This window comes from Pseudomonas sp. B21-012 (assembly GCF_024749305.1).
GTDB lineage: Bacteria > Pseudomonadota > Gammaproteobacteria > Pseudomonadales > Pseudomonadaceae > Aquipseudomonas.
In genome coordinates this window covers 949,374-962,333 of record NZ_CP087197.1, presented here as the reverse complement: position 1 = coordinate 962,333, position 12,960 = coordinate 949,374, and the positions used below count along the sequence as shown (strand labels likewise).

At 61.7% G+C, this 12,960-nt stretch carries 13 protein-coding genes; all 13 read right to left on the bottom strand.

The window, feature by feature from the left end:
• Positions 1-43 precede the first annotated feature (43 nt).
• The 13 genes from LOY37_RS04320 to cyoB all read right to left on the bottom strand — a co-directional run bounded on the left by LOY37_RS04320 (position 44) and on the right by cyoB (position 12,957).
• Positions 44-1,018, bottom strand: a complete 975-nt coding sequence (locus LOY37_RS04320) for a FecR domain-containing protein (protein WP_258716365.1) — start codon at positions 1,016-1,018, stop codon at positions 44-46.
• Positions 1,019-1,024: 6 nt separating this feature from the next.
• Positions 1,025-1,543, bottom strand: coding sequence for a sigma-70 family RNA polymerase sigma factor (locus tag LOY37_RS04315; RefSeq protein ID WP_045196152.1), 519 nt, complete (start codon positions 1,541-1,543; stop codon positions 1,025-1,027).
• 88 nt (positions 1,544-1,631) lie between these two features.
• Positions 1,632-2,201: a GNAT family N-acetyltransferase gene (locus LOY37_RS04310; RefSeq protein WP_045196150.1), complete on the bottom strand. Its 570-nt coding sequence runs from the start codon at positions 2,199-2,201 to the stop codon at positions 1,632-1,634.
• Between the two features lie 54 nt (positions 2,202-2,255).
• On the bottom strand, positions 2,256-2,630 hold the full coding sequence (locus tag LOY37_RS04305) for a YkgJ family cysteine cluster protein (RefSeq protein ID WP_045196148.1): 375 nt from the start codon (positions 2,628-2,630) through the stop codon (positions 2,256-2,258).
• 180 nt (positions 2,631-2,810) lie between these two features.
• On the bottom strand, positions 2,811-4,031 hold the full coding sequence (gene alaC, locus LOY37_RS04300; RefSeq protein WP_115088667.1) for an alanine transaminase: 1,221 nt from the start codon (positions 4,029-4,031) through the stop codon (positions 2,811-2,813).
• Between the two features lie 112 nt (positions 4,032-4,143).
• Positions 4,144-5,277, bottom strand: a complete 1,134-nt coding sequence (locus LOY37_RS04295; RefSeq protein WP_258716364.1) for a hypothetical protein — start codon at positions 5,275-5,277, stop codon at positions 4,144-4,146.
• 114 nt (positions 5,278-5,391) lie between these two features.
• Positions 5,392-7,152, bottom strand: a complete 1,761-nt coding sequence (locus LOY37_RS04290) for an L-tyrosine/L-tryptophan isonitrile synthase family protein (protein ID WP_045196142.1) — start codon at positions 7,150-7,152, stop codon at positions 5,392-5,394.
• Positions 7,153-7,179: 27 nt separating this feature from the next.
• Positions 7,180-7,884, bottom strand: a complete 705-nt coding sequence (locus LOY37_RS04285; RefSeq protein ID WP_309475542.1) for an HAD-IA family hydrolase — start codon at positions 7,882-7,884, stop codon at positions 7,180-7,182.
• The gene (locus LOY37_RS04280; protein WP_093388028.1) at positions 7,884-8,879 is read right to left on the bottom strand and encodes an isocyanide synthase family protein; all 996 of its coding nucleotides are present in this window, start codon (positions 8,877-8,879) and stop codon (positions 7,884-7,886) included. Before LOY37_RS04280 ends, LOY37_RS04285 begins: the two co-directional genes overlap by 1 nt.
• 194 nt (positions 8,880-9,073) lie before the next feature.
• The gene (gene cyoE, locus LOY37_RS04275) at positions 9,074-9,961 is read right to left on the bottom strand and encodes a heme o synthase (protein WP_038997062.1); all 888 of its coding nucleotides are present in this window, start codon (positions 9,959-9,961) and stop codon (positions 9,074-9,076) included.
• A gap of 11 nt (positions 9,962-9,972) precedes the next feature.
• The gene (cyoD, locus tag LOY37_RS04270; protein ID WP_038997063.1) at positions 9,973-10,305 is read right to left on the bottom strand and encodes a cytochrome o ubiquinol oxidase subunit IV; all 333 of its coding nucleotides are present in this window, start codon (positions 10,303-10,305) and stop codon (positions 9,973-9,975) included.
• The gene (locus LOY37_RS04265; protein WP_026001353.1) at positions 10,306-10,935 is read right to left on the bottom strand and encodes a cytochrome o ubiquinol oxidase subunit III; all 630 of its coding nucleotides are present in this window, start codon (positions 10,933-10,935) and stop codon (positions 10,306-10,308) included. It lies immediately after the preceding gene.
• A 3-nt stretch (positions 10,936-10,938) separates the two neighbouring features.
• Entirely contained in the window at positions 10,939-12,957 is a 2,019-nt protein-coding gene (gene cyoB, locus LOY37_RS04260; RefSeq protein ID WP_045196135.1) for a cytochrome o ubiquinol oxidase subunit I, read from the bottom strand.
• Positions 12,958-12,960 lie beyond the last annotated feature (3 nt).

Genomic DNA, 12,960 nt, shown 5'->3' with positions numbered 1-12,960 from the left:
GAAGGACGGGCCAAGATGAGAATGAGGAACCAGTCGCGAACAATTACTTATCAGCACTGCGGCGCTCGATACGCGTCCACCAGGCCGTATGCGAATGAATCGATATCGGCAGCACTTCAGCCAGCAGCTGCAGGGCCCGCTCGCTGTCGTCCAGCGGCAGCACTGCCGACACCCGCAGATCAGCCAGCGCCTTGCGGTCGAAGCTCAGATGGCCGCGGCGCTGGCGGGCCAGGGCATCGAGGACATCCACCAGCGGCGATTGCTCAACCACCAGTTGATGACGCTGCCAGGCCTGGTCAACGCTGGCCGGATCAATACTGGCCAGCAGCCCCAGATCATCCCGGCGAACCCAGGCCCGCCCGCCTTTGGCCACCGCCAGCGACTTGTCCTGCTCGGCACTGCGCACCATCACCCGGGATTCGAGCATGGTCAGTTCGCTGCCGGCATCGCCACGGGCAACCACGAAGCGCGTGCCCAGGGCCTGGAACGTACCGTCGGCGGTGGCCACCACGAAAGGCCAGCTGCTGTCGTGCGCGACATCCACCAGCACCTTGCCGCGCAACAGTTCGATACGCCGCTCGTGGGCGCTGAAGCGCAAGTCCAGGGCCGAGTTGCCTTCGAGGATGACCCGCGTGCCGTCGCTCAGCGTGTGGCTCTGCCATTGCGCCGGCGCGGTGTGCAGGTCGGCCAGCAGGTTTTGCGGATGCCAGCCGGACAGGCTCAGGGGCACGCCCAGTGCTGCCAGCAAAGCCAGGCCCAGCAGCACCCGGCGTGGGTACTGCGCGCGCCGCTGGGCATTTGCAGGCGTGCGCAGTGCGGCGCGCACCGGCTGGCGTTGCGGGCGCAGGCTGTGCATCTGTTCGAGGATCGCCTGCATGCGAGTGAAGGTGGCTTCATGGCGAGCGTCCTGCCGACGCCAGGCATCCAGCGCCTGGCGCTCTGCCTCACTCAGCTCACCCTCGCCCAGGCGCAAAATCCATTCGGCGGCGTGCTGCTCGATTGACGCTTGGGCCGTCATCGGCAATCAAACATTAACGGCCTGGTGGCAATGCACCAGGGCCTGCATCAGGTACTTGCGCACCATGCGTGGCGAAACCTGCAGGCGCTCGGCGATCTGCACCTGGCTCAGCTCGTCCAGGTAATAGTCGACAAAGGCCTGGCGGGCCTTTTCATGCAAGCCCTCGAGCATGAAGGTAATCTGCTCCAGCGCCTCCAGGGTCAGGAGGATCTGCTCGGGCGACTGATGGCCCTCCATGACCTCGACAGTCAGGGCCAGTTCGCGCAGGTAGGCGTCTTCGATCTGCTGGCGACGTGCCCGATCGATGATCAGGCGTCGCGCCGTGGTACTGAGGAAGGCACGCGGCTCGCGAATACCCAGGAGCGTGTCGCGCGAGCCGAGAATGCGTACAAAGGTGTCTTGTGCCAGGTCCGCCGCATGCTGTGAACAGCGCAACTTGCGCCGCAGCCAGTTGAACAACCAGCCATGGTGCTCGCAATACAGCGTGTGGATCGCGCGTTGCAGCGGCGGCTCGGCGACGGACATGGCGCACTCGCAAGTGTGTAAGTGAGAATTGTTCCGAATAATATCCAGATGCCCGACCGCAACGCAACCGCCAGGTAGCAGCCAGGATTCAACCGTCCAGCGGCGCCTGATCGAGCAGCAGCCCGTACAGCCCCGAGTCCGAAAGCTCTCCGGCCACGCACCAGCGCTGGCGCAACAGCCCTTCAAGGACGAAGCCCTGGCGCTCCAGGGTACGCGCCGACCCCTGGTTGCGCGGGTCAATCTCGGCCTCCAGCCGGCGCAGGTGCAGGCCATGGGCCAGGTAATCGATGAAACAGGTCAGCGCCTCGTCCATGTAGCCACGGCCCTGCGCGCAACTGGCCAGGCAATAGCCGATTTCGCCACGGCGCGAGGTGGGCTCCAGGTTGAACAGCTGGGTCATGCCGATCAGTTCGCTATTGTCGCGCCGATAGATTCCCAGCTTGAGCATCTGCCCGGCGGCGTATGCGTCGCGGTCTTCGGCCAGCGCTGCCTGGGCCTCTGCCAGCACTTGCCAGGGGCCGTGGTTCCAGTAACGCATGACCTGCGGATCGGCCATGATGGCAAACCACGCCGCAGCATCTTCGGCCACCATCGGGCGCAGTTGCAGGCGCGGGCTTTCGAGGCACAGGTCAGCGGGAAAACTGTACATGCGGGTCACGCGGGACCTCCTGTCCGATTCATCAACCCGGCAGTGTAACCTTCAAGTCGCGCCTCAGGCGACTTCGGCGCCCTCGTCCGGCCAGATTGGCTCGTTGGCCTCCAGCGGTGGCAGGCCATAGGCGGCACGGGCGGCATCGCAGCTGGGGTTGGCTTCGCCATTGACCCAGGCCGCATCGAACTCGCGACAAGGGGTTGAGCGCTGTTCATACAGGCTGCAGCTGACCCCTTTGCCGATCTCGCCCTCAAGCCCGATGCAGCGACAGGGCTTGCTGTCGGTGCCGATCATCGCAACGCGGCTGGGGCTGATCTGGACCACCAGATCGTCGGGCACGACACCACCCGCCGACGTGCACTCACCCCAGAAGAAAGACACACGGAAATACCCGCAGCAGGCGCCGCAGTTCAAACAAGGATTATGTTCGGACATGATGAGAAGGGGGGGAGGTTGATTATCGTTATAGGGAGAAACCCGCCGCCATTCTATGCTTTGCCAGGTGTTTGAGAAGGGGGTAATGCAGAAATAAATCGCCGCTGACGGACGGTTGTTTCGCGGGAAAAACCTGCTCCAGCTGTAGGAACAGGTTTACCCCGCGCTCGGGCCCAGCGCTTACTTCTGGGCCGGCTTGCTGCCCACGCCATCAGCCCGGAACATCTGGCGGATACCGCGCACCGCCTGACGGATACGGTCCTGGTTCTCGATCAGGGCAAAGCGCACATGATCATCGCCATAGTCACCAAAGCCGATGCCCGGCGACACACAGACCTTGGCCTCGGCCAGCAGCTTCTTGGCGAACTCCAGCGAGCCCAGGTGTGCATACTCTTCGGGAATCTTCGCCCATACGTACATCGACGCCTTGGGGTTCTCGACCATCCAGCCCAGCTCGTGCAGACCCTTGACCAGCACGTTGCGGCGCTGGCGATACTGCTCGGCGATATCGCGCACGCACTGCTGGTCGCCTTCAAGGGCAGCAATGGCCGCGACCTGCAGCGGGGTGAAGGTGCCGTAGTCGTGGTAGCTCTTGATACGGGCCAGGGCGCTGACCAGCTCGGGGTTGCCGACCATGAAGCCGATTCGCCAGCCGGCCATGTTGTAGCTCTTGGACAGGGTGAAGAACTCCACGGCAATGTCCTTGGCCCCCGGCACCTGCATGATCGACGGCGCCTTCCAGCCGTCGTAGACGATGTCGGCGTAAGCCAGGTCGTGGATCACCAGCACGTCGTACTGCTTGGCCAGGGCCACCACCCGCTCGAAGAAGTCCAGCTCGACGCACTGCGCGGTCGGGTTGGACGGGAAGCCGAGGATCATCATCTTCGGTTTCGGAATGGATTCGCGGATCGCCCGCTCCAGCTCATTAAAGAAGTCCACGCCCGGAATCAACGGCACCGAACGCACCTGGGCACCGGCTATCACCGCGCCATAGATGTGAATCGGGTAGCTGGGGTTGGGTACCAGCACGGTGTCGCCATGGTCGAGGGTGGCGAGCATCAGGTGCGCCAGGCCCTCTTTGGAGCCGATGGTGACGATGGCTTCGCTTTCCGGGTCGATCTCGACCTCGTAGCGGTCCTTGTACCAGCGCGAAATCGCCCGGCGCAGACGCGGGATGCCGCGGGACGTCGAATAGCCGTGGGTGTCTTCGCGCTGGGCGACCTGCACCAGTTTCTCAACGATGTGCGGCGGCGTGGCCCCGTCGGGGTTGCCCATGCTCAGGTCGATGATGTCTTCGCCACGACGGCGTGCAGCCATCTTGAGCTCGGCGGTGATGTTGAAGACGTAGGGGGGGAGACGATCAATGCGCGCAAAGCGGCGCGGCGAACCTTGGTCAGCCATGGCTTCCTCGAAGACGTAAGCGCCCGGAACCGTCCGAGCGACGTTGGCCACTGCGGTGGCCGAAGCAGAAGATAGGGCCTCGACCGCCGCGCTGTCCAGCACAAAACAGGCGTTAACGGATTTCTTTGTAGGACGATGCCTGCCAGCGCACAGGTGCAGCCAAGCCTTCGACCGGCATCAGGCCGCTGCCTTTGACCGCGCTGAACCCCGCAGTCTGGCTGCCCAGAGAAACGGCACGCTCGCCCTTCTCCGACTCGGTCACCAGGGTGTACGAATGCTTACGCATTGCCTGATATTTGCTCTCATCTTGGACCAGCACCTGATGATAAGCCTGCAGTTCACGTTCACCCAGGTTAAGCATTTTTTGCAGTTTCACTCCCCAACGAGTCAGGCAGACTTCAGCAAAATGGCGAACGATCAAGCCGGGTTCGGCCAGCACTTTGCTTCCGGCGGCACCGTCGGCAGCGGCATTGCCCACCAGCGTAGCGTGACGCCCGGGCATCGGATAGACGTGGCAGCGGGTACCGGCATGGGTTTTGGGAATCACGCAGGCAAAGCCCTTGGAACGCTCGTCGCGGGAGAAGAAACCTACGTACTGTTTGACGTTTTCGCCCAGTTGCACGCGATGGCGGTCGAAGTTACCCATGCCCGGCACCGGATCGATGGCGAATATATTCACTGGAAGCTTTTTCAGCTCACTGTCGCCAAGCATGGCATTGGCCAGCATGTGGCAGCTGACGGCGCCCCTGCTCCACCCCACCAGATTGACCTGGGTGGGAATGACGCCTTCCTTGCGAAACTGCTTGATGATCTGCTCCTGGAGCAACTGCGGGGTAATCTTGCGATTGCCGTAGTTGTAGGTGCGCCAGAACCAGGACGCCGTAGCGGTCGAGTTGGGGATAGGGATGCCAGCAGCCTTCAGGCGCTGATACTCCTCCTCGCTCAGTTCCGTGCGCTGCCAGTTGCTCTGCCCCTTGATGATCTGCAGTGCGTGCTGGACGTTCTCCTCCCAGCCTTTGCCGAACAAGGTCTGGTTCCAGTTGTAATAACCACCGGGTTCGACGAACAGTTCATCGGCTTGCAGGTTGCCACTGCCCGGGCCATCGACGGCGATCCAGTGGGCATACTCCTTGCCCTGGTCGTTTGAAGCGAGGGTCGAAACCAGCTCGCCATTCCAGAAGTTGGGGTTGTTGTCGTCGAATCGGTGCGACCCGGTGCCGCAAAAATACACGGTCAAAACACTCATGCCATGATCCTGTCAGGTTGAAGATCACGACACGCTACCGCCGGCACAGCACCCGCGGCAGGCGGAAAGCCTCCCGGGCAGCGGGCACCGAGCCGCTGCCAGGGAGTGTTCGGCTCAGTACACCTGAACCCGCCACAGCTCACGGGAGGCCGAGGCCGGCGACATAGGCAAGCGGCCATGCAGGGTCTGGTAGTTGTCGATCAGCACCAGATCACCTTCGACCCAGTCATGGGCGATCAGGCATTCATCGTCGTAGACCAGGGCATTGAGCTGCTCAAGCAGGGCCTGCTGGGCCTGCGCCTCGAAGCCTTGCACCTCCTGGCTCAAGGTCTGCAGACTGGAGTCGGTGCCTTCCTGATAGCGCAGAATGCGTTCGCCGGTGCGCGGGTGCAGGTCGACCAGGCTGTAGTGACGCGGCGAACCACCAAAGTAAGTCATACGCGTGTAATAGGTGATATCAACCGCCTGCCACAACCGCGCCACCTGGTTGCCAACCTTGCGCAAGGCATTGCGGCTGTCGACGATGGTGGTCTGCCCTTCCCCCGGTTGCGGCGCAGTCTTGCAATAGAGCATGAACTTGCTTGCGCAGAACTTCGGATCGCGCTGAACCTGAGCATCGCTGTCCGGCAGCATGTTCAGGTCCCAATGCAATGGAGTCTTTTCCAGCGAGTGCACCACGCCTTCGGGTTTGTCCGCCGGCTTGACCACATGCACCTTGCCGAACGCCCACTGGTAGATGGTGCCAAAGCGCTCGCAGTCGCGGGCAAAGCTGTCGCGGTCTTCGAAGCGGCAGCCACGCAGGCAGACAAAGCCGAAGGTCTCCACCAGCGCTTCGAGCAGCTGCGTCGAAAAACGTTCGAAACCCAGCCCCAACGGGTCACGTACCACCAAGCCGAACAACGGGCGCTTCTGCAGTTCGAACTCGAAGCCCTGCAGCGCTTCGCCGGTGCTCTCGTGGTACAGCCACGGGCGCCCCTGGTACTGCACCAGCACATGCTTGTCGATGTCCACCTCGGCACGGCCGCGCAGAGTCTGGCTGCCATCCAGGTGGCGCACCGGCACCGCATGCCAGGGGCTGGACACCCGGGTCAGACCGTCGGCCAGGGCCACGGTGAATTTTGGCCCGGCATTGTCGTACTGATGTACCGACAGGCGGATGTCGTCGGGGAAGAAGCGATTGACCGCGGCATTCAGCGCCTGGCCGCGGAACATCATCTGATAGGCCTTGTAGCCGATCTGCTGCAGGTGCTCGTCTTCGCTCTGCCCAGCTTCGCGGCATAGGCGCAAGTCGTTGTAGAGGTGGCTGCAGAGCTTGTCGTGGGCGTGGCTGAGGGTTTCATCATGGCGGCTCTGCTCGATCAGTGCCTCGACGTTCTTCCACGGCAAACGTGCCTGTTTGACCAGGGTCGCGCGTACGGCATCGGCACTGCTGGCCTGGGGGAACAGGTCTTCCATGCTCACCCAGTTGATCGTGTGGGTGGTGCACAACTCGCGCAGGGCCTGGTTGTAGGCTTTGCGCAGGTCATCAGGTACACCAACGATGTCGTTGAAGGTGGTGCCATCGCTGAGGATCGACACCACGCAGCCCGGCGCGTGCAGCGCGGCAATGTCCTGGCCGAGTTGGTCGAGGCGCTCGATGGCCATGGCTTCGCCGTAATCCGGCATCGTGCCGAAGGTCTGGTCGCGGGCGTTCGGCGACTTGCACGGGAAGCCCGGCAGCACCAGACGCACCGGCGCCTGCTGATCGTAGAAGCGGGCCAGGCTGACGGCCAGATTGGCCCTGCCCGCCGCGTCAAAGCGATCGTCATTGTCCTTGAGCAGATAACCCGCCAGCACGTCGCTGACCGCCTTGATCCAGGTGTCCTTGTGTTGCATGACCTTTCTTCCTTGAGAGGTGGTGTTTCAACGTTGGCTGGCGAGAGTGCCAGCCATGCAAGAAGTGAGTGCCTGTTGCAGGGCCCGCAACAGCTCTGCCGGCTGCTCGCAGTAAAGATCCGCCGCCTGTGCCTGCAGGGCATAGACCGGGCCATAGCCCCAGGTCACGGCGGCGCAGTGCATGCCGGCCGCCCGCGCGGTCATCAGATCGATGACGGTATCGCCGACAAACAGGCAACGCGCGGGCTCGACGGCCAGGTAGCGGGCCGCCTCCAGAGCCGCGTCAGGCTGCGGCTTGAGCGGGTGGCCGCGGCGCTGGCCAAGGACAAGCTCGAAGGTACCCGACGGGAACAGCTGCGCAGCCACCTGCAGCGCCATGTCATGGGCCTTGTTGGTGACGATGGCCATCGGCAGTTGCAGCCGGCGACAGCCTTCAAGCAGCTCCGGCACGCCATCGAACGGTCGCGAGAACTGCACCAGGTGCTGCTGGTAGCAGGCGATGTAGTGCTCATGCAGAGCCTTGTCGTCGACAATCCCCAGGCGCGCGGCAACCCGCTCGAGCATCGCCCCGGTACCGCCGCCTACGTAGGCACTGATGGTCTCCAGTGACAGCGGCGGGTAGCCCTGCTCTTGCAGCACGTGGTTCAGGCACCAGACGATATCGGGCAAGGTGTCGACCAGGGTGCCGTCGAGGTCGAAGATCACCGCATCAGCCGCCAGCGCTACCGGCATCATTGCGCACTGGCGTAGTGGCAAGGACGGCCCTGGCGGAACACCAGGCGGCTGTAGCGCTCATCGATGTTGCTGCGCTTGTCGAGCATCACCACCCCGCTACGCTTGATCGCCACCGAGTGCCAGGGCGTACGCCAGAGGTCGCTGGTAGGCACCAGGCGAATGCCGATTTTCGCCGATACCGCCAACTGCGGGTGGATCGACAGGCGCAGGCACTGTGGATAACGCGCCTGCAGCAAGGCACTCCAGGCTTCACTGCGCTGGATCACCCGTTGCGAGGCCGGCTTGGCGATCTTCTTCACCGCGTTCAGGCTCATGCCGGCGAACTCGCCAAGGCCTGAGTAATCCTCGGACAGAAAGCGGTGGATGCCGCAGTACATCAGCATCATGTGTGGCTCGTCCTGAAAGCGCTGGCCCAGCGCAATCAGCGACTGGCCGTACTCGATCATCAGCTCTTCGCGCATGGAGTCCAGGCAACCCAGTTGCGGATAGGCATCCTTGAGATCGAACAGGGCGAAGCTGTTCGGGTAGTGCTGCTCGGCGTAGCGCTGGATCTCGTCGGTGTAGGCTTTGACGTGCTCATCCGGCACGCGCACCAGGTCGGAGAACACATAGCCGTCGGAGCAGATGTGAATCAACGCACCCGGTGCGTACAGGGCCTGGATTTCCGCGCACAGCTGCTGCAGCTCGTCGATGGCGTGGCGCTCGGCAAGGTCTGGCAGGTGGCTGAGGGTTTTCTGCCGGTTCGGCGATTTGCCCGGGAAGGCTGGCAGAACCATCTCGATGCGCTGGCCGGCTTCGATGGCGGTGAGGACTTTATCCAGATGCGGTTCGAGCACCTCGGCCGACAGCTCGTCATCCTGCCCGGGCGCCAGGCTGCGACGACGGAACAGGCAATCGAGCACCTGCAAGGCGGTGTCGAAATGAGCGGAAGTGTGGCGTTCGCGCAACAGCGCGAGGCACGCCCGTTGAGCAACGGCGTTTGGCTCGGTCATGAACAGTCCCTTGTGTGATGAATCACGGCCAGCATCCTCTGGCCCTGCGCAGATACTCCTTACCTGCGCGGCGATAAAATCCGGCAAACACGGGGTACTTGTCAACAGCAGTTTCGGTCGTTTGTAGAAACGCCGCACAAACAAAAACGCCCCAGGCTTCGCAGCCTGGGGCGTTTTCATTACACGCTGATGAATCAGTGCGCGTAAGTCAGCAGCAGCTCGGTCGGCACTTTGGTGTCCAGCGACATCATCACGCTCAGGGCAGTGATGGTGAAGATCGAGAACACGAACAGCTTGCGTGCCCACAGGCGGTCATCGACAGCCTTGTAGCCGGTCCAGGCCATGTACAGCCAGTACATGCCCATGGCCGCGGCTACGGCCATGTAGCTCATGCCGGCGTAGCCACCCAGGGTCAGCATCAGGGTCGCTACCAGGAACGCCACGATGTACCAGAGGATGTGCTTCTTGGCCACCAGGATCCCGCGCTTGACCGGCAGCACCGGAATCGATGCGGCCAGGTAGTCGTTGAAGCGGAAAATCGCAATGGCGTAGGAATGCGGCATTTGCCACAGGCTGAACATCACCAGCAGGGTCAGTGCAGCCAGGTCGAAGCTGTTGCTTACCGCGCAATAGCCGATCACCGGAGGCATGGCACCGGACAGGCTGCCCACCAGGGTGCCGTGCACCGATTTGCGCTTGAGGTACAGGCTGTAGAACCCGACGTAGATGACAAAGCCGATCAGGCCGAACAACGCTGCCAGAGCATTGGCCTGCACATACAGCAGGCCAAGGCCGGCCACCCCGAGCAGGGTGGCGTAGGCCAGCGCGACTTTCAGCGAGATCTGGCCCTGGACCATCGCCCGGTTCTTGGTGCGCTCCATCTTGATGTCGATGTCACGGTCGATGCAGTTGTTGAACACGCAACCAGACGCCACCACCAACGAAGTGCCAATCACCGTGGCCAGGAACAGCATGAAGTCGACATGCCCTTGCGCGGCAAGGAAGAAACCGCCTGCCACAGAAAGCACGTTACCGAAAATGATCCCCGGTTTGGTGATTTGGATAAAGTGCTTAACGGACATGTCGTCTTACCTCACTTCGCCATCATGCTGGTGTGGATGCTGAACATGATCCACAGCGACAGGCCGACCAACAGTGCAATGACCATCACGGTAAACATGAAGGTCGACACGTTGGAGCGCTGCTCGGCGGAACGGTCCATGTGCAGGAAGTACACCAGGTGAACCACGACCTGGATGACCGCCAGGGCCACCACGACCATGATCGTGATGTCCTTGGGCATGCTCGGGAACATCACCAGGCCGAACGGAATCGCTGTCAGGATGACCGACAGGATGAAACCGATCACATAGGACTTGACGCTACCGTGGTTGCCCTCGGCGTGGCTGTTATGTGCGTTAGCCATTTACAGAACCCCCAGCAGATACACGACGGTGAACACGCAGATCCAGACCACGTCCAGGAAGTGCCAGAACAGGCTCAGGCAGCTCATGCGGGTCTTGGCGGTGCCAGTGATACCGTGCTTGTTGATCTGGTACATCATCACCGCCATCCAGATCAGACCTGCGGTTACGTGCAGACCGTGGGTACCGACCAGCGCGAAGAACGCCGACAGGAAGCCACTGCGCTGCGGGCCGAAGCCCTCGGCGATCAGGTGATGGAACTCATAGACTTCCATCGCGATGAAGCCGGCACCGAACAGGAAGGTGACAGCCAGCCAGCCCAGCACGCCGCCCTTGTTGCCTTTGAACATCTGCAACATGGCGAAGCCGAAGGTGATACTCGAGAACAGCAGCAGTGCGGTTTCGACCGCGACAAAGTCCAGCTGGAAAATGTCGTGACCCGACGGGCCGCCGGCAAAACTGCCGGACAGCACCGCGTAGGTGGCGAAGAGCGACGCAAACAGGATGCAGTCGGTCATCAGGTACAGCCAGAAACCGAATACGGTCATCTGGCCCGAGTCGTGGTGGTGGTCGTCATGCCCATGGTCGTGACCATGAGCATGAGTATCAGCGTTAATTACATGACTGGACATTGATTAAACCCGTTCAAACGATTCGACACGTGCGCCAACCGGGGTACCGGTAGCCAGGCCCAGGGACTTCATGCGCTCACCTTCGATGCGCGCCACTTCCTCGGCTGGAACCATGTAACCCTGGTCGTCACGAGCAGCGTGGGCGACGAAGACCGCGATGGTACCGATCAGGCTTGCGCCGACCAGCCACCAGATGTGCCAGATGAAGGCGAAACCGAACACGGTCAGCAAGGCACCCATGAACACACCGGTAGAGGTGTTGTTCGGCATGTGGATCGCTTCGTACTTGGCTGGAACCTTGTAGGCAACACCGGCTTCCTTGGCTTCGTGCCAGGCATCCAGGCCGACTTTCTCAGGCATGGTGGCGAAGTTGTAGAACGGTGGTGGCGACGAAGTCGACCATTCCAGGGTACGGCCGCCCCATGGGTCGCCGGTCACGTCCATGTTGTCCTTGCGGTCGCGGATCGACACGTACAGCTGGATCAGCTGGCAAGCGATACCGAACAGGATCAGCACGGCGCCGACAACGGCTACGTACAGGTAGGGTTCCCACAGTGGGTTGTCGGAGTGGTTCAGACGACGGGTCATACCCATGAAGCCCAGTGCGTACAGCGGCATGAAGGCCACGTAGAAACCGGAGATCCAGAACCAGAAGGCAGCTTTGCCCCACTTCTCGTTCAGGGTGAAACCGAAGGCTTTCGGGAACCAGAAGGCGAAGCCGGCGATGTAGCCGAATACCGCACCACCGATGATCACGTTGTGGAAGTGAGCGATTACGAACAGGCTGTTGTGCAGAACGAAGTCAGCACCTGGAACAGCCAGCAGTACGCCGGTCATACCACCGATCGAGAAGGTCACCATGAAGCCCAGGGTCCACATGATCGGCGCGGTGAAGCGCAGACGGCCCTGGTAGATCGTGAACAGCCAGTTGAACAGCTTCACCCCGGTTGGAATCGAGATCAGCATGGTCGCCAGACCGAAGAAGGTGTTGACGCTGGCGCCCGAACCCATGGTGAAGAAGTGGTGCAGCCATACCGCAAAGCCCAGTACCGCGATCGCGCCCGAAGCGTAGATCATCGACTTGTGGCCGAACAGGCGTTTGCCGGCGAAGGTCGAGGTGACTTCCGAGAACACACCGAAGGCCGGCAGGATCAGGATGTAAACCTCAGGGTGACCCCAGGCCCAGAACAGGTTGACGTACATCATCGGGTTCCCACCAAGCTCGTTGGTGAAAATGTGGAAGTCCAGATAACGGTCAACGGTCAGCAGAGCCAGTGCAGCGGTCAGGATCGGGAACGAAGCGACGATCAGCACGTTGGCCCAGGTGCAGGTCCAGGTGAAGATCGGCATGTCCATCAGCTTCATGCCAGGCGCGCGCATTTTCAGCACGGTGGCGAGGAAGTTGACACCCGTTAGCGTCGTACCCAGGCCCGATAGCTGTAGCGCCCAGATGTAGTAGTCGACACCCACGCCAGGACTGTACTGGATACCCGCCAACGGTGGATATGCGACCCAGCCGGTCTTGGCGAACTCACCAACACCCAGCGAGACGTTGACCAGCACGACGCCGGACACCAGCAGCCAGAAGCTCAGGGAGTTGAGGAACGGGAAGGCAACGTCACGCGCACCGATCTGCAGAGGCAGGGCCAGGTTCATCAGGCCGGTGAAGAATGGCATTGCCATGAAGATGATCATGATCACACCGTGAGCGGTGAAGATCTGGTCATAGTGTTCGGGCGGCAGGTAGCCCTCGGATCCGCCGGTGGCCATGGCCAGCTGCGTGCGCATCATGATGGCGTCGGCAAAGCCGCGCAGCAGCATGATCATCGCGACGATGATGTACATCACCCCGATCTTCTTGTGGTCGACCGAAGTCAGCCACTCGGACCACAGGTAGGTCCACTTCTTGAAATAGGTGATAGCACCAACGAGCGCGAGACCGCCGAGCGCGATCATGGCAAGCGTCACCATGACTATCGGCTCGTGATACGGAATCGCATCCAGACTTAGTTTACCGAACATCTC

Excerpts from the sequence above, each read along its gene's own strand:
- LOY37_RS04320 (WP_258716365.1), bottom strand. The coding sequence starts at position 1,018 with ATGACGGCCCAAGCGTCAATCGAGCAGCACGCCGCCGAATGGATTTTG.
- LOY37_RS04315 (WP_045196152.1), bottom strand. The coding sequence starts at position 1,543 with ATGTCCGTCGCCGAGCCGCCGCTGCAACGCGCGATCCACACGCTGTAT.
- LOY37_RS04305 (WP_045196148.1), bottom strand. The coding sequence starts at position 2,630 with ATGTCCGAACATAATCCTTGTTTGAACTGCGGCGCCTGCTGCGGGTAT.
- alaC (WP_115088667.1), bottom strand. The coding sequence starts at position 4,031 with ATGGCTGACCAAGGTTCGCCGCGCCGCTTTGCGCGCATTGATCGTCTC.
- LOY37_RS04295 (WP_258716364.1), bottom strand. The coding sequence starts at position 5,277 with ATGAGTGTTTTGACCGTGTATTTTTGCGGCACCGGGTCGCACCGATTC.
- LOY37_RS04290 (WP_045196142.1), bottom strand. The coding sequence starts at position 7,152 with ATGCAACACAAGGACACCTGGATCAAGGCGGTCAGCGACGTGCTGGCG.
- LOY37_RS04285 (WP_309475542.1), bottom strand. The coding sequence starts at position 7,884 with ATGCCGGTAGCGCTGGCGGCTGATGCGGTGATCTTCGACCTCGACGGC.
- LOY37_RS04280 (WP_093388028.1), bottom strand. The coding sequence starts at position 8,879 with ATGACCGAGCCAAACGCCGTTGCTCAACGGGCGTGCCTCGCGCTGTTG.
- cyoE (WP_038997062.1), bottom strand. The coding sequence starts at position 9,961 with ATGTCCGTTAAGCACTTTATCCAAATCACCAAACCGGGGATCATTTTC.
- cyoD (WP_038997063.1), bottom strand. The coding sequence starts at position 10,305 with ATGGCTAACGCACATAACAGCCACGCCGAGGGCAACCACGGTAGCGTC.
- LOY37_RS04265 (WP_026001353.1), bottom strand. The coding sequence starts at position 10,935 with ATGTCCAGTCATGTAATTAACGCTGATACTCATGCTCATGGTCACGAC.
- cyoB (WP_045196135.1), bottom strand. The coding sequence starts at position 12,957 with ATGTTCGGTAAACTAAGTCTGGATGCGATTCCGTATCACGAGCCGATA.